The sequence below is a fragment of the Nonomuraea sp. NPDC003707 genome (genome assembly GCF_053587055.1).
Genome location: NZ_JBSFNK010000002.1, coordinates 193,488 through 218,611 on the forward strand (window position 1 = coordinate 193,488; position 25,124 = coordinate 218,611).

The following is a 25,124-nucleotide window of genomic DNA, read 5'->3' on the forward strand; positions in this document are numbered from 1 at the left end:
TTCCGTTATGTGGATCCCTAAGCTGCCCGCACCATTTACGGCCTTGATCAGCAATGGAGGCAGCCATGGCGGCAGTCACGCAGACCGCTACACCTTCGATGTGGTCGGAAGAGGAGCTGGCCGAGGTACGCGGCATGCTCCAGAGCGAGATCGACCAGCTCAACGCGGACATCCACCGCCACGAGACGGAGATAGCCTCTGGAGACGTCACTCAGGGGGCGGGCGACGACCAGGCGGACGCCGGCGCGAAGACGTACGAGCGCGAACGCGAGATCGCCCTTACCCTGAATGCGCGCGATCTGGTCGCGCAGAACGAACGTGCGATCGCCAGGATCGACGCCGGGACCTATGGAGTGTGCGAATCGTGCCACAAGCCGATCGGCAAGGAACGCCTTCAGGCGTTCCCGAGGGCGACGCTGTGCGTGGCCTGCAAGCAGAAGGAGGAGCGCCGGTAGGCCGCCCCCGCGGGCGTCTGGTCGCCGTCCTCGTCGTGCTGGCGGCCGTGGTCTACGCGGCCGACCTCATCACCAAGACGGTGGTGCTTCGCACGCTCGAGGGTCAGGCGCCGCTCGTCGTCCTCCAGGACGTGCTGCAGTTCCGGGTGATCTTCAATTCCGGTGCCGCGTTCAGCCTCGGCACCGGAATGACCTTCGTCTTCACCTTCATCGCCGCGGGCGTGGTCGTCGCCATCGTGCGCACCGCCCGCAAGCTCGGCAGCCGGGCCTGGGCGGTCACGCTGGGGCTGCTGCTCGGCGGCGCGCTCGGCAACCTCACCGACCGGCTGCTGCGCTATCCCTCGGGGATCGGGCGCTCCACGCAGCTGCAGGGGCACGTCGTCGACTTCATCGAGGTGCTCCCCGGGCATTTCCCCGTCATCGACTACTTCCCCGTGTTCAACATCGCCGACTCGGCCATCGTCTGCGGCGGCATCCTGGCGGTGCTGCTGGCCTGGCGCAACGTGCAGATCGACGGGTCCCGGGAGACCCCGGAGACCAAGGGGGCCGAGAAGGGTGAGTGAGCAGCGGAGCCTGCCCGTACCCGACGGGCTGGAGGGCGAGCGGCTCGACGCCGCGCTCTCGCGGCTGTTTGGCTTCTCCCGCACCCGCGCGGCCGAGCTGATCGGCGCGGGCGAGGTGCTGGTGGACGGGCGGCAGCCGGCCAAGTCCGACCGCGTGCACGCGGGCGCGTGGCTCGACGTGACGATGCCGCCGCCGGTCACCACGCCGATGCCGGTCGCCGAGCCGGTGCCGGGCATGACGGTCGTGTACGAGGACGACGACGTCATCGTGATCAACAAGCCGATCGGCGTGGCCGCCCACCCGACCGTCGGCTGGACGGGGCCGACCGTGATCGGCGGGCTGCTCGGGGCCGGTCACACGATCGCCACCAGCGGGGCCGCCGAGCGCCAGGGCATCGTGCACCGCCTCGACGCCAACACCACGGGGGCGATGGTGGTGGCCAAGAGCGAGGTCGCGTACTCGCGGCTCAAGCGGGCCTTCAAGGAGCGCACGGTCGACAAGCGCTACCACGCGCTGGTGCAGGGGCATCCCGACCCGTTCAGGGGCACGGTGGACGCGCCCATCGACCGCCACCCGTCCGGGGACGGGCGTTTCGCGGTGGTGGCCGGGGGGAAGCCGTCGGTCACCCACTACGACACCGTCGAGGCGTTCCGCGCGGCCTCGCTGCTGGACATCAAGCTGGAGACCGGGCGCACGCACCAGATCAGGGTGCACATGGCGGCGCTGCGGCACCCCTGCGTCGGGGACCTGCTCTACGGGGCGGATCCGACGCTGGCGGCCCGGCTGGGGGTCACGCGCCAGTGGCTGCACGCGGTGGCGCTCGGGTTCGAGCACCCCACCACGGGCGACTGGATGTCGTTCAGCACGGACTATCCGCAGGACCTGCAGAAGGCGCTGGACATCGTCCGCGCCGAATCCTGACCGCCCCTACGGCTGGTCGGCGTCCTCGCCGCCCGGCTCCGACGGCTCGACCGAGTCCGGGGTCCGGGAAGGGGTGGTGTTGTCCCGGTCCTTCTTGCCGCTCGCGCTCGGCGTCGGCGTCCGGTCGGGGTTCTTCCGCTCACCGGTCGGCGTGGGCTCCCGGGTGGGGTCCTTCCGCTCGCCGGTAGGCGTCCTGTGCCGGTCCTCGACGGCCGGCGGGGAGCTTTCGGGTGTGGAGGGCGTCGGGGCGAGCTGCGGAGCGCCGGTGGTCGGATCGTCGGTGGAGGGCCCGGCGGTCACGACGGCGGGGGCGGGGCCCGGGCTCCGGGGCAGGTCCCGCGTCCGGCCGGACCACCAGGCAGCGCCGCCCGTGACCGCCGCGACGACCAGCGCGCCTCCCGCGATCACGGCCAGCGGCAGCCTGCGCCGCCGCCGCGGGGAAGCCCCGCCCGGCCCGGTCGCACTTGGCTTGATCGCGCCGGGCCCGGCCGGGCCCGGCTCGGTGACGGGGCCCGTCCGCTCGGGGGCGCCGCCGGTCAGGATCGCGGCCAGCCGCTGCTCGGCCTCCTCCAGCGACATGCGCTCGGCCGGGTTCTTGCGCAGCAGCCCGAGCAGTACGGGACCGAGCATGCCCGCGCGGGCCAGCGGCTCCGGCTCGGCGTGCAGGACCGCGCCCAGCGTGGCCAGGGGGTTGTCCCGCTGGAAGGGCGAGTGCCCCTCGACGGCCATGTAGAGCGTCACGCCCAGCGACCACAGGTCGGAGGAGGGCATGGCCTGGCTGCCCGCCGCGCGTTCCGGCGCCATGAACGCGGGGGTGCCGAGCAGCTCGCCCGTGCTCGTCACGGGAGCCTCGTCCTCCGTCGTGGCGATGCCGAAGTCGGTGAGCACCGCCCGGCCGTCCTCGGCCAGCAGCACGTTGTCCGGTTTGACGTCCCGGTGCAGCACGCCCGCCGCGTGCGCCGCGCGCAGCGCCTCGAGGAGCTGCAGCCCGATGTCCGCGGCCGCCGGCGGGGACATGGGGCCGTCCTCGCGGATCAGCTCGCCCAAGGTGCGGGAGTCGACGAGCTGCATGACGATCCACGGGTGACCGTTCTCCTCCAGGACGTCGTACACGGTGGCCACACCCGGATGCGCCACCCGGCCGGCGGCCCTGGCCTCCCTGAACGTGCGTACGGCGAAGACCTCGCGCTCGGGATCCGTCAGGTCGGGCGGCGGCAGGATCTCCTTGACCGCCACGTCCCGGCCCAGCACCTCGTCATGAGCCTGCCACACCGTGCCCATCCCGCCCCGGCCGATCGTCCTGAGCAGCCGGTAACGCCCACCGACCATCTCTGTTGCATCGGACATGCACGGCGACTACCCAAGAAAGAACCGGACAAGCGCGGTGACGAGGGCCGCCGCGGCCAGGATGACCAGGAACGGCGCCCGCAGCAGCAGCCCGACGACCGCGGCGCCCAGCCCGGCCGTGCGCGCCGGGTCGAAGCTCAGCCCGCCCTCCTCCGTGAACACCTGCACCGCGATCAGGGCCGCCAGCAGCGCCACCGGCACCAGTTCGGCGAACCTGCGGATCGCCGGATGCTCCAGCACCCGGCGCGGCGCCGCCAGTCCGGCCAGCTTGAGCACGTAACAGCCCGCGCAGACCGCGGCGATGGCCCACCACAGCGTCATCGCGCCATCACCACCAGCACGGCGGCCGCCGACAGCAGCACGGGCACGCCGGGCGGCAGGAACGGGGTGGCGCACAGGGCGATCGCCGCCGCCGCGCCGGCCAGCCGGCGCAGCTCGGCGCTGGCCGTCAGGCGCGGCCACAGGATGGCCAGGAACGCCGCCGGGCCCACCACGTCCAGCCCCAGCACGCCGGGGTCGCCCAGGAACGACGCGCCGTAGGCGCCCGCCAGGGTGGTCAGGTTCCAGGTGAGGTAGAGGCTGGCGAACGTGGTGACGAAGCCCGTACGGGCCGCCTCCGGGGTCGGCTGGGCCAGCGTGACGGCCGTCGTCTCGTCGATCACCCCTTGCGCGGCCAGCAGCCTGCCCAGGAGTCGGTGCTGCCAGCGTACCCGGAGCAGGTCGGCCAGGCGCAGGCCGTAGAGCGTGTTGCGGCCGCCCAGCAGCAGCGCGCCCAGGGTGGCGGTCACCAGGTCGCCGCCCGCGCCCACCGCGCCGGTCAGCGCGAACTGCGAGGCACCGGTGAAGGCCAGCAGGCTCAGCACGCACGCCTGCGGCACGCTCAGGCCCGCGGTGATCGCGGCGGCGCCGAAGGCGATCCCCGACAGCCCCACGGCCACGCCCACGCCGAGGCCGTCCCGCACGGCGGCGGAACGGTGAGTTGTCTGTTCCATGCCGCAAGAGGCTAGGAGGTGGGGGAACCGCCGGTCTTGTACGTTCCTGCAGCACGCTGGTACGCCGCGGGCGGCACGCCCACGATGCGCTTGAAATGCCGGTTGAGGTGGGCCTGGTCCGTGAAGCCCACCTCGGCGGCCACCTGCGCCGGGCGTACCCCGGACTGCAGGAGGCGGCGCGCCTGGCGCACCCGCAGCGAGGTGAGGTAGGCGTGCGGCGGCAGGCCCGTCTCGGCCTTGAACGCCCGCAGCAGCGCGAACGGCCGCGCGCCCACCGCGTCGGCCAGGTCGTCCAGCGTCGGAGGGTCGACGAGGCTGCCGTGCAGCAGGTCGAGCGCGTCCCGCACGGCCCGCCGGCCCTCGGCGGGCAGGATCGCCGCCGGTCTGGGCGTGGCGTGGCGGGTCACCAGCCGCGCGAACAGCGTGCGGCTCAGCGTGGAGGCGGCCAGCGCGTCGCCGCGCTCGGCCGCCTGGTGAGCCCGGCCGAGCAGCAGCGCCACCTCCTCGTCACGCACGACCTGCCTGGGGAAGTGCGGCGTCGCGTACGGCACGCCCAGCTCGGCGGCGATCCCCGCCAGCGTGTCGATCGACGGGTAGAGCATGCGGTACGACCAGCCGTCCGGCGTGCCCGCCTGGCCGGTGTGCACCGACTCGGGGTTGACCAGCACCACCTCGCCCGCGCCCGCCCGGTGCAGGGTGCCGCGGTAGTCGAACTCCTCCACACCCCTGACGATCACGCCGATGGCGTAGCCGTCGTGCACGTGCCGGGTGAAGCGGTGGGTGACGTAGCGGGCCTTGAGCAGGTCGGTGCCCGGCACCGCCGGATGCCGCCAGAAGTGCGCCTGCTCTTTCATTGAGGTCTGAAGGTCTTCGCGAACGTCTCGAAGTAGCGCCGGTCCGAGGCCCAGCGGGCGTCGGTGGTCTCCCAGTAGAGGGCGTACGGGCGGCCGTCGGCGGTGCGGAAGCCGCGGTTGATCACGTGGATCCGCTGCCCGTCGCGGATCCTGGTGAACTCCCAGTCGGCGGCCTTGCGGCCGAGGTAGGTGGTCGAGACGATGCCGATCCGGCTGTATCCCTCGAACTCGCCCTTCGCCCGGATCTCCTTCTCCAGGCTGGCCCACTGCTTCGCCGGGTCCGTCCAGGCGAAGTCGGGGACGGTCCACTCCACGATCATCGCGCCGGGGCTGTCGGGGCCCTTGAAGGTGATGCTGTCCCTGGTGGAGTGCTTCACGGCCCGCCACCCCTCCGGGACGGCGACCCCGAAGCGGCCCTGCGCGCTCCTGAACGCGCGCCACCCCGCGGGCACCGGCTGCGTCGTCGTGGTGGGCGTACGCGTGGGCTCGGGCGTGGCTGTGGGAGTGCTCGACGGCTCGGCGGTGGGGGTGGGGGCGGGACCCGTCGGTGTGGGGCTCGGGGTCGCGGCGGTGCTCGTCCAGTGGTTGGAGACCAGGAAGCCGCCCGCGCCCAGCACCGCCACGGCGGCGGGCAGGCCGATCCACAGCGCCCTGCCGCGCCTGGGCCGCGTCGAGAGCGTGGGGCCCTCGGCCGTGTTCGCGCCGCCGGCCGTCGGTCGCCATGCCCCGGGGGGCGTCGGGTGGGGTGAGGGGCCCGTGGCGGCCTCGTACAGCAGCCTCGCGGCCTCCGCGGCGGGCAGGCGCTCGTCCGGGCTCCTGCGCAGCAGCCCCATGATGACCGGCTGCAGCGCGCCGGCCCGCGCCGGCGGCTCCGGCGCGTCGCGCAGCACCGCCGCGACCGTCGCGGCCCACGAGTCGCGCTTGAACGGCGGCTCGCCCTCGACGGCCGCGTACAGGGTCGCCCCCAGCGACCACAGGTCCGACTCGGGGCGCGCGGGCTCGCCGTTGAGGCGCTCGGGCGGCATGTACGCGGGCGTGCCCACCAGCCCGCCGGTCGCCGTCAGCCCCGCCTCGGCCTCCAGCGAGGCGATGCCGAAGTCGGTCAGCACCACCCGGCCGTCGTCGGCCAGCAGCACGTTCTCGGGCTTCACGTCACGGTGGAGCACCCCGGTGGCGTGCGCGGCGCGCAGCGCGTCGAGCACCCGCCCGCCGATCACCGCGACCTGCCCCACCGTGAGCGGCCCGCGCTCGCGCACCACCTCGGCCAGCGAGCGCGAGCGCACGAGCTGCATCACGATCCACGGGCGGCCGTCCTCCTCGACGACGTCGTGGATGACGATCACCGACGGGTGGTCGAGGCGGCCGGCCGCCCTGGCCTCCCGGATGGTCCGGCTGTTGAGCTCGGCCCGCTTGGCGTCGCCGACGCCCGTGTAGCGGACCTCCTTGATCGCCACCGTACGGTCGAGCAGCTCGTCGTAGGCACGCCAGACCACGCCCATGCCGCCCTCGCCGAGCGGCTCGATGAGGCGATACCGGTTGCCGACCTGCCTTTCCACGCCGTGAAGCCTACTTGGCCGGTTTGAAGGTGGCGCAGAACCCTTCAAAGAAGTCGTAGTCGGCCTTCCAGTGGCTCTTCAGCGTGTGCCAGTAGATCGCGTATCCCCGCCCGTTGTCGGTGATGAAGCCCCGGTTGCGCACGCGCGTCTTGCCGGTGTTGGTGTTCCAGGTGAAGTCCCAGTCCGCGGCGGCCTTCTGGAAGCCCTCGACCCGCTTGATGTCGAGCTTCTTGTAGCCGCCGAAGGGTCTCTTGAGGACCGGCTCCTGCTTCTTCCAGTCCTTGTACGGGTCCTTGCTGGACTTCCCGCCGTCCTCGATCATCAGGTACGCGTTGGAGGCCGCGCCCGGGCCCCGGAATTTGACCTGGTTGCCGTCGCGGGTCAGCACGTCCCAGCCCTTGGGCAGGCCGACGGAGAAGCCGAGCTTCTTGTCCTTGTACATCTTCCAGCCGGCCGGCAGCGCGTTCTCCTTCTCCTTCTCGGGAGTGGGAGCCGGGGTCGTGGCCGTCGGTGACGGCGGCTGGGACGCACTGGGCTCGGCGGAGCCCGACGTGGACGCGCTGGGCGACGCCTGCGAGGCGGTGCCCGTGGGGACCGTGGCCTGGGACGAGCCCTTCTTCGTGTCGCGCTCGTCGGGGGCCGAGCTCAGCCCGAGGTAGCCGCCGATCACGGCCACGAGCACGACGGCCACGGCCGCCGCGATGACCGGCCCGGCCCGGCGCTGGTCCGTCCTGGCCGCGTCCATCGTGGACTCGGCGGTGGCGGCGGCCGGGGCCGCGGTCGGCGACGGCGTGATCCGCGACCCGGTCTCGGGGACGGCGGGCGACGGGGCCGGAGCGGCGGAGGCGATCAGGTTGGGGTCGGTCGGGGTGTCGTCCTCGACGGGCGGCGCCTGGCGCAGCTTGCCCAGGGCGCGGAACCTGTTCTGGACGGCGGCCTTGCCCTGCGCGGAGGCCTCGTTCTGCGACGGCGGCTCGGCCGGGGCGGGGGCTTTGCGCGGCGGTGGCGGCGTGGTGGGCCGCGGCACGCGGATCGTCTGCGCCGCGGGGAACTGCGCGGTCGGCGGCGGGCTCGCCTGGGCGATGACCTGCCGCAGCATCCGCTGCGCTTCCTCGTACGTGAGCCGCTGGACCGGCTCCTTGTTCAGCAGGCCCAGGATCACGTCGGTGAGCGGGCCCGTGTGCGGAGCCGGATCGGGCTCGTCGGTCAGCACGGCGTGCATGGTCGCCAGGGCCATCCCCCGCTCGTGCGGGGAGCGGCCCTCCACGGCCGTGTACAGCGTAGCCCCTAACGACCACAGGTCCGACTCGCGCCGCGCGGGTAGCCCCTTGAGCCGCTCGGGCGCGATGAACGCCGGCGTCCCGGCCAGCCCGGTCACGGTGAGCTGCGTCTCGGTCTCCAGCGTGGCGATGCCGAAGTCGGTGAGCACGACCCGGCCGTCGTCGGCCAGCAGCACGTTCTCGGGTTTGACGTCGCGGTGCAGCACGCCGGCCTCGTGGGCGCGGTGCAGCGCGTCCAGCACGGCCAGGCCGATCTCGGCCACCCGCTTGGGTGCCAGCGGCCCGTCCTGCTTGATCACGGCGCCCAGCGAGCGCGACTGGACGAGCTGCATGACGATCCAGGGCCGGTCATCCTCCTCGATCACGTCGTGAACGACGATCACGTTGGGATGCTCGAACCTCGCCGCCGCCCTCGCCTCGCGCATGGTGCGCCGGTTCAGCAGCTGCACTTCCTCGCCCAGGGCGGCCGCGTACCTGACCTCCTTGACCGCGACCGTGCGGTCCAGGAGCTCGTCGTACGCGCGCCAGACGATACCCATCCCGCCCCTGCCGATGGGTTCCTGCAGTTGGTAGCGGCCGGCGATGCGGCGTCCCTCCTGCTTGCGATCCGACATCAACGGCCTCAAACCCTCCTCTAGGCCAAGAAATACTCCCATAGAGAGGGATCAACGGCGACTCGCCTGAAGGACAGTCCGTCATGTGAGTGGCACCGTCCAGCAGGTGAAGCCATGGGTGTAGTGTTTCAGACATGACTTGTCGCTACGCCTTTATCGAGCCGGCTCCGGGAGAGCCGGTCGTCAGCTAGCGACCACCTGGAGCCGGCACGAGGCAGAGACGACCCGTCTCTGCCTTTTTGGTTTTCCCGCCGGCTGCGCAGGGGCCGGCCCGAATTGGGGGAGTCGAGGATGTCATCGACCTTGGAACGGCGCGCCGTGGCGGTGGGCGGAACGCTCGTGGGCGAAGGGCCCGCCGTGGTGATCGGCGGCCGGGTCGACCTGCGGGCGCACCGCGGGGAGGCCGACGCGTACGAGGTGCTGGGCGAGCACGCCACGCTGGTGGAGCCGTACTCGGCCGCAGATCTGCCGGCCATCGCCGAGCGGGCGGACGCGGTCGTGGTGGGTTCGTCGTGGACGCGCGACATCCCGCTGGTGCGCTCGGCGGCCGGCCTCGGGCTGCCGGTGGTCGTGGAGCGGCGGCCCGCCGCCTCGCTGGAGGAGTGGCTGGAGCTGGCCGACTACTGCGCGCGGGAGGGGGACGGGCGGGTGCTCCTGTGCGAGGGCGGCCGGCTGGACCTGGGGCTGATGCGGGCGGCCCGCGCGGTCTCGGGGCGTCCCGTGCTCGCCGACGTCTCGCGGGACGCGGCGCTGTCCGCGGCGGCGGTGGCGGCGGGCGCCGACGGGCTCGTCGTGGACTCGGCCGAACGGGGCACCCCATCGGTTGGTGGGCCGGTTGGTGGGCCGGCCAAGCTCGGGACCTATGTGGGAGCCCGGACGGCTGAGCCCTCCAGGAGCGGGGCGCTGGAGTTCGTGGGCCCCGGGAGCCTCGCCGAGGCCCGTCAGGAGCTCTCCCCGGCGACGGTGTTGCGCGCGGCCGAGGAGGCCGTGACGGTCGTGGGCGCCCTGGTGCGGCCCGAGGCGCCCGCCACGCTGCCGGAGTGCCGCGAGGCGATCGACCGGGTGGACGCGGCGCTGGCCACGCTGCTCGAACGGCGGGCGGCGCTGGCGGGCATCGTGCAGCGGATCAAGCCGGTCGGCGGGTTCGCGGGGCGCGACATGGCCCGGGAGCGCGCGCTCGTGTCGCGGATGGCGCTGCGCGCCCCGTCGCTGGGGGAGGCCCGGCTCGCGCCCATCATGAACGCCGTCATCGAGGCGGGCCTCCACCTGGCCGAGGAGCGTTCGGCCGAGTGAGCGGGCGTCAGGGGGCGTCGAGGCGGACGTTGTTCATGGGGCGGCCCGGCCCGGCGGCGATCTGCTTGGTGATGAGCTCGGCGAAGCGGCGGTAGCCGTCGCCCGTCGGGTGGTAGCTGCGGGCGTTGACCTTGAGTTCGTCCATGTTCACGCTCAGCCCGTTCAGGTACGGCTGCGGCCGGCCCACCTCGTGTCCCGTGAACGCCTCGTACGCGTCCACGTACTCCACGCTCCCCGGCACGCCGAACGCCGCGATCGTGCGGTCGAAGTCGGACACCACCGAGGCCACCGTGTCGTTGAGCCGGCGCGTCATCCCGTTCAGCCAGGTCTGGTCCTCGGCGCTCATGTTGTCGACGGTCGCCACGGGGTCCTTGGGGAAGGGCCTGGGGTAGCCGAGGACGATGATGCGGGCGTTCGGCGCCCGCGTCCGCACCTCGCGCAGCACCTTGGTCAGGCTGGGGCGCAGCTCGTCGATGCGGCGGGCGACGGCGGCGTCCTGCTCCACGCACGCCGACGACCACGGCAGCTTGACGATGCAGCCCGTGAGCACCTTCGTGAACCCGGCGTCGTTGCCGCCGATGCTCAGCGTCACCAGGCTGGCGTTCGGGCCGACCCGGGTGATCTGGGGCTTCTGGCCGTACTGGCCCGACAGGATCTGGGTGGTGGTGGCGCCGCTGCAGGCGTAGAAGGCGGTGCCGCCCCCGAAGCGGTAGGTCTGCGCCACCAGCGGCACGTACGAGCCCGTCGCCCGGTGGCAGCGGTCGGCGCCGTCGTTGATCGGCTCGTGGTCCAGGTCCCAGACGCCCTCGCCGGAGGAGTAGGAGTCGCCCAGCGCGACGTACATGCCGCCCTGCGCCACCTGCACGGGCGTCAGGCGGGTGGCCTGCGGCAGCCTCCCGTTCGGCTCCTGATCGGCCGGGCAGCCCGCGCCGAGCACGGCACAGGCCAGCCTCGGTAAGACGCCCAAGGGCGCGCATGCCACGGCAAGTGCGGCGCCGACGGCGGCGGCCGCCACGGTCTGGACTATCGCCCGCTTTGTCCACCTCGGCGTCTGTCGTGTCGCCTCGTCCAGTGCGGCCTCCCCCGTGTGCGGCGGCTCTGTGCCGGCACATCGAGAGTACTCAGTCAGGGGCGGCCGCCGTTGACGATCCGGCGGCGGCTGACCACCCGCCAGCCGAGGGCGATGGCCGCGGCCAGCGCCGGGATGAGGAAGAACGCCACCCGCTGGTCGGGGTCGGCGAAGGGCATCAGCAGGACGACGAGCACCAGGAACGCCAGCGTGAGCCAGTTCGTGTACGGCGCGCCGGGCATCGGGAACACCGACAGGTGGCCCGACCGGCGCAGCCGCATCTGGCACCAGACGAGCACGCCCCAGGTCGTGATCACGCCCAGGGAGGCGACGGCGGTGGCGATGTTGAAGGCTCGCTCGGGCAGGAAGTAGAACAGCGCCACCCCGGCCAGGAACATGGCCGCCGTGAACAGGATGCCGCCCATCGGGACGAACCTGGAGCTGAGCGTGCCCGTGAACCCGGGCGCCTCCTGCTTCATGGCCATCGAGCGCAGGATGCGGCCCGTGGCGTACAGGCCGGAGTTGCAGGACGAGAGCGCGGCGGTGATCACGACGAGGTTCATCGCGTCGGCGGCCCACGGGACGCCGAGGCCCGCGAAGACCGTCACGAACGGCGAGGTGTCCGCGTGGTACGCGGTCCACGGCAGGACCATCGCCAGCAGCGCCACCGAGCCCACGTAGAAGATCGCGATGCGCCACACCACGCCGTTGATCGCCTTCGGCATGACCTGGTGCGGCCTGGCCGTCTCACCCGCCGTGATGCCGACCAGCTCGATCGACGCGTACGCGAACACCACCGACTGCAGGCTCATCAGCACCATCGGGAAGCCCTTGGGGAAGAAGCCGCCGTGGGAGACGAGGTTGTGCGGGGTCGCCTGGCCGACCGCGAAGACCACCAGGACCAGGCCGACCACCAGGAAGATCGTGATCGCCAGCACCTTCAGCATGGCGAACCAGAACTCCAGCTCGCCGAACAGCCGGACCGACACCAGGTTGACCGACAGCACGAAGCCCAGGGCGATGAGCGCCGTCAGCCACTGCGGGAACGCCGGAGCCCAGTAATGGATGTAGGCGGCGATGGCGGTCAGCTCGGCGATGCCGGTGAACGCCCAGTTGATCCAGTACATCCAGCCGCTGGCGAACGCCGCCCACGGGCCGATGAACTCGCCCGCGTACTCGACGAACGACCCCGCCACCGGGCGGTAGAGCACGAGCTCGCCGAGCGCCCGCATGACGAAGAACGCGGCCGCCCCGGCGGTGGCGTACGAGATCACCAGGGCGGGCCCCGCGGCGGCCAGCCGGCCGCCCGAACCGAGGAACAGGCCGACCCCGATCGCCCCGCCGATCGCGATCATCTGGACCTGGCGGTTGCCGAGCGCGTGCCGGTAGCCTTCGTCCGTCTGCGTGCGCACCGAGTGTCTCCTCAACTACGTACAGTGAATACGACGATATCGGTGCTGCCGGCCACGGGGGTCCCGGCGCGCCGGTCCGGACGAGGGCCGGGCGCGGGCATCAGGATGTCGGTCCGGACCGCTGGAGCCGGAGCGCACAACCCCACCCGAGAGGGGCCGGGATCCGTCTGGGAGCGTGACGGCGGCTGTCGTGGTGTCCGGTGGGGGTGCGATCCGCTTGGGGGCGTGACAGCGGTCGTAGCGGTCTCCGGGAGGGGCTGGGATCCGCCTGGGGTGGGATGGTGGTCGTCCGCGGTTCGGGCCCATGCGTGATGGGGTGGCGGAGGTCAGGAGGGTGGGAGGTCCTTGAGGTGGAGGGCGAGGCGGGTGCGGTCGCGGAGGGCGTATTTGCGGAGGAGGCTGGAGACGTGGTTCTTCACCGTGCCCTCGGTGATGCGCAGCCGGGCCGCGATCTCGCGGTTGGAGGCCCCCGCGGCGATCAGCGCGGCCACCTGCGCCTCCCGGGCCGACAACCGGTCCCGAGGCGGGGCTGGCGGGGGCGGCGCGGGCGGGGTGCGCCGGAGCTCGGCGACCAGGCGGGCGGCCACCGGTGAGGCGAGCACCGTCTCCCCGCGGCCGGCGCGGCGGACGGAGTCGATCAGCTCCTCCGGCGTGCAGTCCTTGAGCAGGTAGCCGACGGCGCCGCCGCGCAGCGCGCCGAAGATGTAGTCGTCCTCGTCGAAGGTGCTGAGCACGATCGACGCCACCCCGGGCTGCCGGGCCGACAGGCGGGAGATGAGCTCGACGCCGTCCATCCTGGGCATCCTGGCATCCACCAGCGCCACGTCCGGGCGGCACTCGGCGGCCACCAGCAGCGCCTCCTCGCCGTCGGCGGCCTCGCCCGCCACCTCGATGCCGTCCTCGATCTCCAGCATCTTGCGCAGGCCCTGCCGCATCAGCTCCTGGTCGTCGACCAGCAGCACCTTGATCGCCCTCACGTCGCCACCTTCACAGGGACGAGCAGCTCCAGCGGCACCCTGAACGCCCTCACGTCGCCACCTTCGCCCGGACGGGCAGCTCCGCCCGTACCTCGAAGCCGCCGCCCGGCCGGTCGCCCGCGACCAGGGTGCCGCCCACGGCGCGGGCGCGCTCGGCGAGCGAGCTCAGGCCGAACCCGCCACGTCCCTCGCGGTCGCGGCCCTTGCCGTCGTCGGCGACCGCCAGGACGACGGCCTCGCCGGAGAAGGTGAGCGTGCCGTCGACGTGGCGGGCCCCGGCGTGCCGGACCGCGTTGGTGAGCCCTTCCTGCAGCACGCGGTAGAGCACCAGCTCCACATCGGGCTCCAGGGGCACCTCGCCGCCCGCCACCTCGAAGGACACCGCCAGCCCCGTGCCGTCGAACGACGCCGCCAGCCGCTCCAGCGCCGCGCTGCCGACGCGGCCCTCGAGCGCGAGCGGGCGCAGCGCGCGGACCCATCGGCGGGCGTCGGCCAGCGCCTCCACGGTCAGCCCCTTCGCCTGGCGCACCTCGTCCCAGGCGGCCTCTGGGCGGCGCGAGCGGAACCGCTCGGCGTTCTCCAGGCTCAGCTTGATCACCGTCAGGTGGTGGCCGATGGAGTCGTGCATCTCGGCGCCCATCCGCGCCCGCTCCTGGGCGACCGTCAGCTCCCTGACCCGGGCCAGCAGCCGCCGCGCCTCCTCCCGCCTGCGCCTCGCCTCCAGCACGGCCGACGTCATGCCCAGCACGAACGCGGCGAAGACGACGGTGACCACCGTCTGCACGGTGGCCTCCGGAATGCCGTGGGCCACCGCGGTCGTGACGAAGAGCCCGCCCATCAGGCAGCCGACGATGACGGCCGCGGTCCGCATGCCGTGGACGAACGCCACGTTGGCGATCGCCAGGAGCGTCAGCAACTGGTGGATCTCGGCCGAGCCCGTGAGTCCCAGGGCGAACGTCGCCAGCAGGAACGCCACCGGAAGAGGCCGCCGCCACCCTTCGCAGCGCCGCCAGGGCAGCAGCAGCCAGAGCACGGCCACGAGCGCCAGGTTGACGCCGAAGGGCACGGCCCACGGCGGCGTCGAGGGCTCGGCCGCGTACGCGACGGCCCCGGTGGCGGCGAGCACCACCCAGAACACGACGGTGAACAGGACGGGCCGGTCGGGGACGCGCAGCCGGGCCAGAGGACGCTGCATGGCTTCGACCATAGTTTCCCGCGAGCGCGTTGTGATCCTCCTTGAGGACCCATGACGAAGGTCATGGCGGGTTCAGACCGCGGGCCGATGTGCGGCGGCGCAGGGCTGCCTAGCGTGACGGTCCATGAAAGCCACTCATCCCGTCTGGGCCGTGCTGATCGCCGTCGTCGCGATGTTCGCGCAGGTGTACGGCGGCTCCCTTCCCGCGATGCTGCTCTTCGACCGGGGCGACCCCCTCTATCAGCCGGTGGGCGTCATCGGAGTCACGCTGGCCTCGCTCGGGCTCGTCTACCTGATCCGCCGCTTCCTCGGCCGCCAGTCGTGGCGGGGCGTGGGGCTCACGAGGTCATGGCGGGCCGTGCCGCACCTGCTGGCGGGCGTGCTGGCCGGCGCGGCCGCGGTGATCGCTTCCAACGCTCTGTCGGTGGCGCTCGGCGTGGCCACCTGGCTGCCGTGGGACGTGATGCGCGCCCAGCTCCCCTACCTGCCGCTCTACGTCGCCATAGTCCTGCTCGGCCAGGCGTTCCCCGAGGAGCTGCTGTGGCGGGGGCACCTGTTCGACACGCTGTCGGGCCGGCTGTCCCCGAGGGCCGTGCTGATCGTGGTGTCCGTGTGCTTCGGCGCGCTGCACATCCTCTCCCGGAGCCCGGCGGACACGACCGCCGAGCGCCTGCTCTACGTGCTCCAGGCGATCGGCATCGGCTTCGCCTGCGCGGCGGCGCGGGCGCGCACCGGAGCGGTGTGGATGGCGGTCGGCGTGCACACCGGCTTCCATACCGGCAACATCGTGCTCCCGACCCAGGACATCCAGTACGGCGTGCAGCTCGTCATCGTGGCCTGCGCGCTCGCCGTCACCGGCCTGCTCATCCTGGCCAGACGGAGGGACGGCCACACCGCGCCACTGAAACGGGGGCTGGTGCGGGAGAGTTCCTGAGCGGTGGTGATCCGACGAGCGGTCGCGGCCGGGGTGGGCAACCCTCGCTGTCGTCGGGCCGCGGCCCGTGGGGGAGGATCCAAGGGTGAGCGAACTGCACTACTCGACCGCGACCGAGCTGGCGCACCTGATCAGGACCAGGCAGGTGAGCGCCGTCGAGGTCGTCCAAGCCCACCTCGACCGCATCGAGCAGGTCAACCCGCGCGTCAACGCCATCGTGACCCTGGTCGCCGAGCAGGCGCTCGACGCGGCCAAGGCGGCCGACGCGCGGGAGCCGGCCGGTCCGCTGCACGGCCTGCCCGTCGCGCACAAGGACCTCGTCGACACGGCCGGCATCCGCACCACGTACGGATCGCCGCTCTTCGCCGACAACGTCCCGGCTCAGGACGACCTGATCGTCCGGCGACTGCGCGCCGCCGGGGCCATCACCATGGGCAAGACGAACACGCCGGAGTTCGGCACCGGCTCCCACACCGTCAACGAGGTGTTCGGCGCCACGAGAAACCCCTACGACCTGTCCAGGTCCGCCGGAGGCAGCAGCGGGGGCGCGGCCGCGGCCCTGGCCACCGGCATGGTCCCGCTGGCCGACGGGTCCGACATGGGGGGCTCGCTGCGCAACCCGGCCTCCTTCTGCAACGTCGTCGGCCTGCGCCCGACCCCGGGCCGCGTCCCCGACCCGTCCGACACCAACGCCTGGTACACGCTGTCCGTGCAGGGGCCGATGGCCAGGACGGTCGAGGACGTGACGCTGATGTTCGGGGCGATCGCCGGGTTCGACCGGCGCTCCCCGTACTCGATCAAGGAGGTCTTCGCCCCCGAGCCGGAGGAGGGCGTGCGGGGGCTGCGCGTGGCGTGGAGCCCGGACCTGGGCGGCCTGCCGGTGGACGCGAGGACGGCGGCGGTCACCGCGACGGCGCCGGAGGTGTTCGAGCGGCTGGGAGCCCTGGTCGAGCAGGTCGAGCTGGACCTGTCGGAGGCCGAGGACGCGTTCCGGACCTACCGGGCGTGGAACTACGCGCTGTCCTTCGGCGACCTGACCGGGCTCGGCCCCAACACCGCGTGGAACGTCGAGCAGGGCCGCAAGGTCACCGGCGCCGACCTGGCCCGGGCCGAGCGGGGCCGCAGCCGCCTCTACCAGCGGATGGCCGCGTTCTTCGACACCTACGACGTGCTGATCGCGCCCGTCAGCCAGGTGCCGCCGTTCCCGGTCGAGCAGCCCCACGTCGGCGAGATCAACGGGGAGCCGATGCCCGACTACCTCGCCTGGATGCGCTCCGCGTACTGGATCAGCGTGCTGCATGCGCCGGCCGCGTCCGTGCCGGCCGGGTTCACGGCGGACGGGCTTCCGGTGGGGGTGCAGATCGTGGGCCGGCCGTTCGAGGACGCCAGGGTCCTGCGCGTGGCCCGCGCGTTCGAGCAGGCGACCCGGCACGGCGAGCGCCGCCCACCGCTGTAGCCGCCGCACGAGCGGGTCAGAGGGGTTCTGGCGGGTCGCCGTACGGGTGGCGCAGTGGCGACTCGCGGTACCCGTGCATGCCCTCCAGGAACCCGAACAGCCCCACCGCCAGCAGCGGCCAGGACACCAGCACGCCGGAGGCCGTCAGCTTCAGCGCGCCCGGGACGACCTTCACCCCGGGCGTGGCGGCGGCCTCGATGACGACCGCCCCGATCGTGAACGTGGACCCGACCCACAGCGTCAACATCGCCCCCAGGACGCCGCCCGCGCAGAGCCCGAGCAGCACCGGCAGCATCCACCGCCGCGCCGCGAACCACGCGACCCCGCCGCACAGCAGCCCCAGCCCGCCGGTGATCACCGCGAACCACCCGTCGGCCGCGATCAGCGCCTGCGTGGACGGGTCGGCCAGCACCGTCCCCTGATCGGTGACCTGGTACGGCGCGCGTGGCGTGATCCCTGACCAGACCAGCCCGGCAGCCGCTCCGAGAGTGGCAAGTGCGAGGACAGTTACCGCGAAAGCGCGCACTTCCCTCGTCACGCCACTCCCCCTTACATGTGTGTCCGAATCAGCTCGATGGTATCCCCCGGCTAGGCTCGCCTCGTGATTGCAGAAGAGGTCTGGTTGATAGAACCCTCCGGCCCGCTCCGGGGGGACGTCGAAGTACGCGGCTCCAAGAACGGAGTCTCCAAGCACATGGTCGCCGCCATGCTGGGCGGCGGGGAGAGCAGCATCCACAACGCCCCGGAGGTGGGCGAGGTGGAGATCACCGCCGCCATGCTGCGGGCGCTGGGCATCCATGTCGAGATCTCCCGCACGGAGATCAGGATCGCGCGGGGACAGGCCATCGAGCCGAGGGTGCCCGACGCGTTCACCGGCCTGAACCGCATCCCCATCCTCATGCTCGGCCCGCTCCTGCACCTGGCGGGGGAGGCGTTCGTCCCGCTGGTGGGAGGCGACCCGATCGGGCGGCGGCCGGTCAACTTCCACGTGGAGGCCCTGCGCGCGATGGGCGCCGAGGTGGAGGTGGGCGACACCGGCATCTTCGCCAAGGCCGGCCGGCTCCACGGCACCCGGATCGAGCTGCCGTACCCGAGCGTCGGCGCCACGGAGACGGTGCTGATGTCGGCGGTCCTGGCCGAGGGCAAGACGGTGCTGAAGAACGCCGCGATGGAGCCCGAGGTGGTGGAGCTGGCGCTGTTCCTGCAGCGGATGGGAGCCAGGATCGAGCTCTCCCCCGACCGCAGGATCGTCATTGAGGGCGTCGAACGGCTGCGCGGCGCCTCCACCTGGCTGACCGGCGACCGCATCGAGGCGTTCTCGTACCTGGCGGCCGGCCTGGTCACCGGGGGAGAGGTGCGGGTGCACGGCTGCCCGCAGGACCGCCTGGTCACCGCGATCACCACGCTGGCCAGGATGGGCGCCCAGTTCGACATCAACGACGAGTACCTGTGCGCCACCGCGCCGCCCGAGGGGCTGCGCTCGGCGGCCGTGCAGACCGACACCCACCCCGGGTTCATGACGGACTGGCAGACGCCGCTCATGGTGCTGTTCACGCAGAGCCAGGGCATGTCGGTGCTGCACGAGACGGTCTTCGAGAACCGCCTGGTGTACGTGCCCGCGCTGCAGAAGATGGGCTGCGAGATCGAGGTGTTCGACCAGTGCCTGGGCGGGCCGGCCTGCCGGTACCACGACACCAACGCCAGGCACTCGGCCGTCGTGCGCGGCGTGTCCAAGCTCAAGGGCGCCGACGTGACGCTGCCCGACATCCGGGCGGGGTTCTCGGCCGTGCTGGCGGCCGCCGTCGCCGACGGGCCGTCCACGCTGCGCGGCGTGCACCACATCGAACGCGGTTACCACCGGCCGTTCGAACAGTTCGCCTCGCTCGGTCTGCACATCCGCAGGCAACGGTAAACAGGTGACAAGCGGGCGTTTGGCGCGGATCCGGACGTCGCAGATCATGTGACGTGACCGTACTCAGATCCGTCGGCGCGCTCGGGCTGGCGGGGGCGCTCGGAGGGGTGCTGACCGCGGCACTGGCCGCGCCCGTGGTGAGCGGGGGCGGCATCGCCGCCAAGAACGTCGCGAGCACCTTCGTCGACCTGCCTCCCGCCCCGCGTGAAGAGCCCCTGGACCAGGTGACCAGACTGCTGGACAAGGACGGCAGGACGTTCGCCCAGTTCTACGAGGCCAACCGGACGGCCGTGCAGCTGAGCGCCGTGGCCCCGGTGATGCGCAAGGCGATCGTGGCGATCGAGGACGCCCGCTTCTACGAGCACGGCGGCCTCGACATCCGGGGCACGTTCCGGGCGCTGCTCACCAACACGCAGGCCGGCGGCATCAAGCAGGGCGGCTCGTCCCTGACGCAGCAGCTCGTCAAGAACATCCTGATCGAGGCCGCCCGCACCGAGGCCGAGCGCGACCGCGCCCGCGCCCCGAACCTGGCCCGCAAGATCACCGAGCTGCGGCTCGCGCTGGCGCTGGAGAAGAAGTACCGCAAGGACGAGATCCTGGAGCGCTACCTCAACATCGCCTACTTCGGCGCCGGAGCCCACGGCGTGGAGGCGGCGGCCAGGCGCTTCTTCTCCACGTCGGCCTCCCGGCTGACCCTGGGCCAGGCGGCCACGCTGGCCGGCGCGGTGCGCATGCCGTACTCGACCGACCCCTCGCTCGGCCGGGACCATCGTGAGCGCCTGAAGACGCGGCGGGACCTCGTGCTCGACCGCATGGCCGGGCTGAAGCTGATCAGCCCGCAGGAGGCGGCGAGCGCCAAGGCCGCGCCGCTGGCCATCAAGCTCAGGCCCGAGCCCGGCGGGTGCGAGCAGAGCGCCTATCCCTTCTACTGCCTCTACGTCCAGCGCGAGCTGCTGTCGAACCCCGTCTTCGGCAACACCGAGGCCGAGCGGCGGACCAGGATGGCCAGGGGCGGCCTGACGATCAGGACCAGCCTCGACCCGATCGCGCAGAGCGCCGCCGAGCAGGCCATCCGCCGCCACGTCTGGCCGGAGGACACCGAGGTGGCCGCCGAGGCCATGGTCGAGCCGCGAACCGGGCGGATCAGGGCGATAGCGGCCAGCAAACGCTTCGGCCGCAACCCCGGCAACCGGAAGAACGGCCCCAAGACCACCTTCAACCTGGCCGCGGACGTGGCGCACGGAGGCGGTCAGGGGTTCCAGGCCGGGTCGACGTTCAAGGTGTTCACGCTGGCCACGGCGCTCCAGCAGGGGTGGCGGTTCGGCGACGGCTTCAACACCCCGGGCGAACTCGTGCCCGGGCAGGGTTACCGCGACTGCGCGGGCCACGCCGTGAACGACCCGGACACCCGCATACTCAACGCCACCGGCGAGGGCTCCGGCGGCCCGCACAGCATCGAGACCGGCACCTGGAAGTCGGTGAACATCTTCTACATGATGCTGGAGCGCAAGGTCGGGCTCTGCAACGTGGTGCGGACGGCCAAGGCGCTCGGGATCGCCAGGGCGGACGGGGAGCCGCTGAAGGAGGTGCCCACGTTCACGCTGGGCGTGAACGAGATGGACCCGGTGACGGTGGCGGCGGCGTTCGCGGCGTTCGGGGCCAGGGGGATCTACTGCCGGCCGCTGGCGATCGTCGAGATCGTCGGCAGGGACGGGCGGCGCACCCACGTGCCGCCCGCGTGCGAGCGCGCCATCGAGGAGGAGGTCGCGGACGCGGTCAACTACGTGCTGGAGGGCGTCTTCTCCAAGGGCACCATGCAGGGCCAGAGCATCGGGCGGCCGGCCGCCGGCAAGACGGGCACCAACAACGGCTACACCTCGGCCTGGTTCGCCGGTTACACGCCGGCGCTGGCGGCGGCGGTCAGCGTGGGGGACATCCGCGGGTCGTACCGCTTCCCGTTGCAGGGGGTGCAGATCGGGGACGACTACTACGGAGCGGTGCAGGGGGCGTCGCTGCCCGGGCCGATCTGGGTGGAGTCGATGGAGTCAGCGCTGCGGGACGTCGAGCCCAAGGGCTTCTCCGGGCCGGACATGGCCCGCTTCGGCGGCGGCAACACGCCGGGGCTGGAGCAGGCGCTCGCCGAGGAGGAGCGGAAGAGGCGCGAGGCGGAGGGCGGCCGGGGACGCCGCGACCACCCCTTCTTCTGGGGGCGCCGGCGGCTCTTCGAATGGCTCGTCGGCCAGTCGCCCCTGGAGAGCTCGGAGCCCGGGCGGCGGCGATGAGCGCGGTCAGGAGGACTTGCCGATGGGGGCGGTGACGGCCCTGGTGAGCGTGATGAGGTTGTCGGGCGCGGTCTCGATCTGGAGGCCGCGCTTCCCGGCCGAGAAGTAGATCGTCTCGAAGTCGAGCGCCGAGGAGTCGACCACCGTCGGAAGCTGCTTACGCTGGCCCAGGGGGCTGATGCCGCCCACGACGTAGCCGGTGACGCGCTCCACCTTGGCGGCGTCGGCCATGGCGGCCCGCTTGCTGTTGAGAGCGCCGGCCAGGGCCTTGAGGTCGAGCTTGCCCGACACGGGCACGACCGCCACCGCCAGCCCGCTCTCCACCTCGGCCACCAGCGTCTTGAAGATCCGCTCGTACGGGACGCCGAGCGCGTCCGCGGCCTCCTCGCCGTAGGCCTGGGCCGAGGCGTCGTGCTCGTACGGGTGGAGCGTGAACTCGGCCTTGGCCTTGGTCAGCGCCATGGTGGCCGGGGTCCCGCCCTTGCCTTTCGATTTGCTCACAGGATCACATTGTAGCGAATCTACAATGTAAAGGCCTTGCCCGGGGTGTACCCGAACGCCCGCCCGAACACGTCGATGAACGCGCTCGCGGAGGCCCACCCGCACCGGTGGGCGACGGCGGTCACGGCGACGCCGTCGGCCAGCAGGAGCAGCGCGTGGTGCAGGCGGAGCTGGGTGCGCCACTGCGGGAAGCTCATGCCCAGCTCGCGCCGGCACAGCCTGGCCAGCGTACGGTCGCTGGTGCCGGCCTGGACGGCCAGCTGCGCCAGCGTCCTGCTGTCGGCGGGGTCGCGGCGCAGGATCGCGCAGACGGCGGTCAGCCTGGGGTCGCGGGCGGTGGGCAGGTGCAGCCGCTGCTCGGGGGCGCGCTTGAGCTGGTCGACGAGCACGGCCCACAACCTCTCGCGCTCCCCGCCGTCCGGTGGGGAGCGCTCGTCGGAGGTGTAGGTGATGATCAGCTCGCGGAGCAGGGGGCCGACGACGAGGACGGTGGGGTGGCCGAGGCCGAGGGGGTTGTCGGCGAGGCCCACCAGGCGCAGGTCGGTGTCGCCGTGGGCGCGGTGTTCGTGGACGGTGCCGGCCGGGATCCAGATTGCGCGGTTGGCCGGGGCGACCCAGGTGCCCGCGCCGGTGGTGACCGAGAGCACGCCGCGGCAGGCGTAGACGATCTGGTGGGTGTCGTGCCGGTGCGCGTCGATGCCCGCACCGGGGGCCAACGGCCGTCGCCCCGTCGGCGCTTCGGGCAGATGGCGGATTGCCGTCATGAATTGGCATTTTATCGGAAGCGGGCCAGCCGCCATCGGGAAAGGATCGGGGGGTGAACAGGACCCCCATGCTCGCCGCCGGCCACGCGGCCGTGGACTTCTACCAGGGTGCCGTCCCCGCGCTCGTGCCCTTCCTGGTGGCCGGCCGCGGCTACGGGTACGTCGCCGTGTCCGGCATCGTGCTGGCCGCGACGCTGCTGTCGTCGGTCGTGCAGCCGGTGTTCGGGGTGCTGACGGACAAGTGGCGGATGCCGTGGCTGATCCCGGTGAGCACACTCGTCGCGGGCGCCGGGGTGGCGCTCGGCGGGGTGACGGACTCTTACGTGCTGACCTGGCTGGCCGTGGCGCTGTCCGGCCTCGGCGTGGCGGCCTACCATCCGGAGTCCGCGCGGCTGGCCAGGATCGCGAGCGAGGGCAGTCACGTGCGGATGAGCTGGTTCTCGCTGGGCGGGACGCTGGGGTTCGCGTCGGCTCCCGTGCTGGTGACGCCGTTGCTGGCGGGGTGGGGGCTGGGCGCCTCGCCGTTCCTGGCCGCGCCGGCGGTGCTGGGGGCGGTGGCGACGCTCCCGGCGGTCCGGGCGCTGGCCGGGGGAGGGCCGGCGGCGCGGGCCGCGGCCCCGGTGTCCGGCCGGGACGACTGGCCGTCGTTCGTCAGGCTGACGCTGGTGATCGTCTTCCGCTCGGTCGTGTACGTCGGGCTGAGCGCCTTCGTGGCCCTCTACATGGGCGGCGGGGCGGCGGGCGCGGTGGCGCTGTTCGTGCTCTTCGCGGGCGGGGCGGTCGGGACCGTGCTGGGTGGCAGGCTGGCCGCCCGGTGGGGGCGGATGCGGACGATGCGCCTGGCCTACGCGCTGGCGGTCCCGGCGGTAGCGGGGGTGGTGCTGGCGCCGGGACCTGTCGCGTACGTCTTCGTCGCGGCCTCGTCGATCGCCCTGTATGCGCCGTTCTCGCTGCATGTCACGCTGGGCCAGGACTTCCTGCCCACCCGGGTGGGCACGGCCGGCGGCGTGACCCTGGGGCTCGCGGTGAGCGTGGGCGGCCTGGCCAGCCCGCTGGTGGGCGCGCTCGCCGAGGCCACCACGTTGCGGACGGCGCTGGCGTGCCTGATCGTCTTCCCGGCCCTGGCCTGGCTGCTGGCCAGGACGCTGAAGGAGCCGGTGCTGGAGCCCGCCGCCTGACCTCCCGCGGCCCGGGACGCGCCGGTCAGCGGCGGTAGGTGGACAGGGCGACGGTGCTGGTGTTGTCGACCTGGTTCGTGTCGAGGCGGCTCGAGTCCACGTGCGCGGTGACGCGCGGGTAGCGGGCGGCCCGGCGGGTCACGCGGACGCGGGCCGTGAGCTGGACCGGGCGCTCGGGGTGGATGGCGGCGATCGTGCAGGTGGCCTGCCTGCCCGAGCGCTTGCACGAGGCGCCGTTCACCGAGGACAGGCTCGTACCGGCCGGGAGGTTGAACGTGACGGGCACCTGGGCGGCGCCCATCAGCCCGCGCATGGTCACGGTGGCCCTGACGTTCGCGGTGCCGCCGCCGCGCCTGACCGCGCGGCGCGGGCCGGAGGTGCTGATGGACAGCGCGTCGTACACCCCCTGCGGGTCGGCCTGCTTGATGATCGCGCCGTAGCTCTCGGTGTTGAGGGCGTTCGCGACGGAGTAGCCGTCCGCGCCGCCGTCCTCCGTGCCCGCCGACAGCACGCCCATCAGGTCGTCGGTGTCTCTGAGCAGCCACGGGCCGCCGCTGTGGCCCTTGAACAGGTGGCAGTTGCGCGTCTCCATGCGTCCGCCGGCCGACGTGGCGGTGATGCGGGAGGCGAAGAGGGTGCCGGTGTCGGCGATGCCGCCGGCCGGCTCGGTCTTGGCCAGGCACCAGAGCTGTTCCTGGCCGTCGTACGGCTTCCTGCCGGCCACGCCGGGGTAGCCCGTCGTGGCGACGGTGTACGCGCCGCCCTGGTTGCGGATCGGGGTGAAGGCGCCGACGGCGTCCTGGAGCGTGCGGCTCTTCCTGCCGACCTCGATGAGGGCGATGTCGTAGTGCGAGTTCCAGTCGCCGCCGCTCATGCCGGTGTAGGGGTCGGGCTTCCACGCCCGCCGGGCGCCCCACCGCCCGTACGGCTCGCGGCCCCGCACGTCGGCGGCCTGCCCGTCGTACGCGGGCACGAACGCGAAGTTCGTGTGCCACTGGCCGGCCGACGCTCCCAGCGGCACGCTGTACACGCAGTGGGCGGCGGTGACGATGAGCAGCCCGACCGCCGAGCGCACGACGGACGCGCTGCAGGAGTCGTCCAGCCCGCTGGAGTTGACGTAGAACAGCCGGCCGGTGACGCGGCTCTGGGTGGCGGCGGTGTAGGGGCGGGGCATGGGGGCGTAGCCGTTGGCGTCCCCGCCCGGGGTGATCCGTTTGCCCTCCGGCACGCTGCGCAGCTGACCCAGCGCCTCCAGGCTCTTCGGGAGCTCCATGACGCCCTGGGCCCGTGCTTTCAGGCTCTTGGGCAGCTCCGTGGCGTTGGCCTGGGCTTGCTTGCTCGCGGTCCAGTAACGCACGGCGCGGGCGGGGCGCATCAGCGGGGACGACGCGGCGCCCCAGGCGCGGTCCTGGACGGGCGTCAAAGGGGGCTGCTGCCCGGCGGTCGCGGGCACCGCGAGCGCGACGCCGGCCAGCGTGGTGAGCGTGGTGACCAGGACCTTCGGCACGGTGTCCCCTTTGAGTGAAATCGGCAACGTCTCGATCACTCTAGGTTACGAAATACAGACG

General features: G+C 72.6%; 23 protein-coding genes. 9 read left to right on the forward strand and 14 right to left on the reverse strand.

Features of this window, described 5'->3' with window-relative positions; translation table 11 throughout:
* Nucleotides 1–65 precede the first annotated feature (65 nt).
* From ACWDRB_RS04900 to ACWDRB_RS04910, 3 genes are read left to right on the forward strand one after another with little or no spacing between them, the layout of a single operon-like run.
* A complete protein-coding gene (locus ACWDRB_RS04900) occupies nucleotides 66–455 on the forward strand; it encodes a TraR/DksA family transcriptional regulator (RefSeq protein WP_364832566.1) in 390 nt (129 codons plus the stop codon).
* A gap of 35 nt (nucleotides 456–490) precedes the next feature.
* A complete protein-coding gene (gene lspA, locus ACWDRB_RS04905; protein ID WP_350729231.1) occupies nucleotides 491–1,018 on the forward strand; it encodes a signal peptidase II in 528 nt (175 codons plus the stop codon).
* Nucleotides 1,011–1,940 carry an RluA family pseudouridine synthase gene (locus ACWDRB_RS04910; RefSeq protein WP_185073022.1) on the forward strand — a complete coding sequence of 310 codons (930 nt, stop codon included), beginning with the start codon at nucleotides 1,011–1,013 and terminating at the stop codon, nucleotides 1,938–1,940. The genes lspA and ACWDRB_RS04910 overlap by 8 nt, the downstream gene beginning before the upstream one ends.
* Nucleotides 1,941–1,946: 6 nt before the next feature.
* Here the strand turns inward: ACWDRB_RS04910 and ACWDRB_RS04915 are convergent, their stop codons facing one another.
* From ACWDRB_RS04915 to ACWDRB_RS04940, 6 genes are read right to left on the reverse strand one after another with little or no spacing between them, the layout of a single operon-like run.
* Nucleotides 1,947–3,287, reverse strand: coding sequence for a protein kinase domain-containing protein (locus tag ACWDRB_RS04915; protein ID WP_449891881.1), 1,341 nt, complete (start codon nucleotides 3,285–3,287; stop codon nucleotides 1,947–1,949).
* Nucleotides 3,288–3,296: 9 nt separating this feature from the next.
* Nucleotides 3,297–3,608, reverse strand: a complete 312-nt coding sequence (locus ACWDRB_RS04920) for an AzlD domain-containing protein (RefSeq protein WP_350729198.1) — start codon at nucleotides 3,606–3,608, stop codon at nucleotides 3,297–3,299.
* Nucleotides 3,605–4,279, reverse strand: a complete 675-nt coding sequence (locus tag ACWDRB_RS04925) for an AzlC family ABC transporter permease (protein WP_449891882.1) — start codon at nucleotides 4,277–4,279, stop codon at nucleotides 3,605–3,607. Before ACWDRB_RS04925 ends, ACWDRB_RS04920 begins: the two co-directional genes overlap by 4 nt.
* 11 nt (nucleotides 4,280–4,290) lie before the next feature.
* Nucleotides 4,291–5,133, reverse strand: coding sequence for an AraC family transcriptional regulator (locus tag ACWDRB_RS04930; RefSeq protein ID WP_363963716.1), 843 nt, complete (start codon nucleotides 5,131–5,133; stop codon nucleotides 4,291–4,293).
* Nucleotides 5,130–6,689 (reverse strand): protein kinase domain-containing protein, encoded by a 1,560-nt coding sequence (locus ACWDRB_RS04935; protein WP_449891883.1) that lies wholly within the window; start codon nucleotides 6,687–6,689, stop codon nucleotides 5,130–5,132. The genes ACWDRB_RS04930 and ACWDRB_RS04935 overlap by 4 nt, the downstream gene beginning before the upstream one ends.
* 10 nt (nucleotides 6,690–6,699) lie before the next feature.
* Nucleotides 6,700–8,583: a serine/threonine-protein kinase gene (locus tag ACWDRB_RS04940; RefSeq protein ID WP_449891884.1), complete on the reverse strand. Its 1,884-nt coding sequence runs from the start codon at nucleotides 8,581–8,583 to the stop codon at nucleotides 6,700–6,702.
* 291 nt (nucleotides 8,584–8,874) lie between these two features.
* On the opposite strand from ACWDRB_RS04940, the gene ACWDRB_RS04945 reads away from it, so the two are divergent.
* Nucleotides 8,875–9,876, forward strand: a complete 1,002-nt coding sequence (locus ACWDRB_RS04945) for a chorismate mutase (RefSeq protein WP_449891885.1) — start codon at nucleotides 8,875–8,877, stop codon at nucleotides 9,874–9,876.
* A gap of 7 nt (nucleotides 9,877–9,883) precedes the next feature.
* Here ACWDRB_RS04945 and ACWDRB_RS04950 read toward each other — a convergent pair whose 3' ends face one another.
* From ACWDRB_RS04950 to ACWDRB_RS04965, 4 genes are all read right to left on the reverse strand, one after another.
* Entirely contained in the window at nucleotides 9,884–10,891 is a 1,008-nt protein-coding gene (locus tag ACWDRB_RS04950) for an SGNH/GDSL hydrolase family protein (protein ID WP_449891886.1), read from the reverse strand.
* A 110-nt stretch (nucleotides 10,892–11,001) separates the two neighbouring features.
* Entirely contained in the window at nucleotides 11,002–12,357 is a 1,356-nt protein-coding gene (locus tag ACWDRB_RS04955) for an amino acid permease (RefSeq protein ID WP_449891887.1), read from the reverse strand.
* Nucleotides 12,358–12,683: 326 nt separating this feature from the next.
* Entirely contained in the window at nucleotides 12,684–13,334 is a 651-nt protein-coding gene (locus ACWDRB_RS04960) for a response regulator (RefSeq protein WP_449891888.1), read from the reverse strand.
* A 49-nt stretch (nucleotides 13,335–13,383) separates the two neighbouring features.
* Nucleotides 13,384–14,529, reverse strand: coding sequence for a sensor histidine kinase (locus ACWDRB_RS04965; protein ID WP_449891889.1), 1,146 nt, complete (start codon nucleotides 14,527–14,529; stop codon nucleotides 13,384–13,386).
* 124 nt (nucleotides 14,530–14,653) lie between these two features.
* On the opposite strand from ACWDRB_RS04965, the gene ACWDRB_RS04970 reads away from it, so the two are divergent.
* Nucleotides 14,654–15,463 carry a CPBP family intramembrane glutamic endopeptidase gene (locus ACWDRB_RS04970; RefSeq protein ID WP_449891890.1) on the forward strand — a complete coding sequence of 270 codons (810 nt, stop codon included), beginning with the start codon at nucleotides 14,654–14,656 and terminating at the stop codon, nucleotides 15,461–15,463.
* A gap of 85 nt (nucleotides 15,464–15,548) precedes the next feature.
* Nucleotides 15,549–16,919, forward strand: coding sequence for an amidase (locus ACWDRB_RS04975; protein ID WP_449891891.1), 1,371 nt, complete (start codon nucleotides 15,549–15,551; stop codon nucleotides 16,917–16,919).
* 16 nt (nucleotides 16,920–16,935) lie between these two features.
* On the opposite strand, the gene ACWDRB_RS04980 is transcribed toward ACWDRB_RS04975, so the two are convergent.
* On the reverse strand, nucleotides 16,936–17,457 hold the full coding sequence (locus tag ACWDRB_RS04980) for a hypothetical protein (RefSeq protein WP_355191768.1): 522 nt from the start codon (nucleotides 17,455–17,457) through the stop codon (nucleotides 16,936–16,938).
* A 63-nt stretch (nucleotides 17,458–17,520) separates the two neighbouring features.
* Here ACWDRB_RS04980 and murA point away from each other — a divergent pair, with 63 nt between their 5' ends.
* Nucleotides 17,521–18,831 carry a UDP-N-acetylglucosamine 1-carboxyvinyltransferase gene (gene murA / locus ACWDRB_RS04985; RefSeq protein WP_363963734.1) on the forward strand — a complete coding sequence of 437 codons (1,311 nt, stop codon included), beginning with the start codon at nucleotides 17,521–17,523 and terminating at the stop codon, nucleotides 18,829–18,831.
* 53 nt (nucleotides 18,832–18,884) lie between these two features.
* A complete protein-coding gene (locus ACWDRB_RS04990) occupies nucleotides 18,885–21,113 on the forward strand; it encodes a transglycosylase domain-containing protein (protein ID WP_449891892.1) in 2,229 nt (742 codons plus the stop codon).
* Between the two features lie 6 nt (nucleotides 21,114–21,119).
* Here the strand turns inward: ACWDRB_RS04990 and ybaK are convergent, their stop codons facing one another.
* Both ybaK and ACWDRB_RS05000 read right to left on the reverse strand, forming a co-directional pair.
* The gene (gene ybaK / locus ACWDRB_RS04995; RefSeq protein ID WP_350729233.1) at nucleotides 21,120–21,575 is read right to left on the reverse strand and encodes a Cys-tRNA(Pro) deacylase; all 456 of its coding nucleotides are present in this window, start codon (nucleotides 21,573–21,575) and stop codon (nucleotides 21,120–21,122) included.
* Nucleotides 21,576–21,634: 59 nt separating this feature from the next.
* Nucleotides 21,635–22,378: a helix-turn-helix domain-containing protein gene (locus ACWDRB_RS05000; RefSeq protein ID WP_449891893.1), complete on the reverse strand. Its 744-nt coding sequence runs from the start codon at nucleotides 22,376–22,378 to the stop codon at nucleotides 21,635–21,637.
* Between the two features lie 53 nt (nucleotides 22,379–22,431).
* Here ACWDRB_RS05000 and ACWDRB_RS05005 point away from each other — a divergent pair, with 53 nt between their 5' ends.
* Nucleotides 22,432–23,556 (forward strand): MFS transporter, encoded by a 1,125-nt coding sequence (locus tag ACWDRB_RS05005; protein ID WP_397366068.1) that lies wholly within the window; start codon nucleotides 22,432–22,434, stop codon nucleotides 23,554–23,556.
* A 25-nt stretch (nucleotides 23,557–23,581) separates the two neighbouring features.
* On the opposite strand, the gene ACWDRB_RS05010 is transcribed toward ACWDRB_RS05005, so the two are convergent.
* Nucleotides 23,582–25,063, reverse strand: a complete 1,482-nt coding sequence (locus ACWDRB_RS05010) for a trypsin-like serine peptidase (protein WP_449891894.1) — start codon at nucleotides 25,061–25,063, stop codon at nucleotides 23,582–23,584.
* Nucleotides 25,064–25,124: the final 61 nt, after the last annotated feature.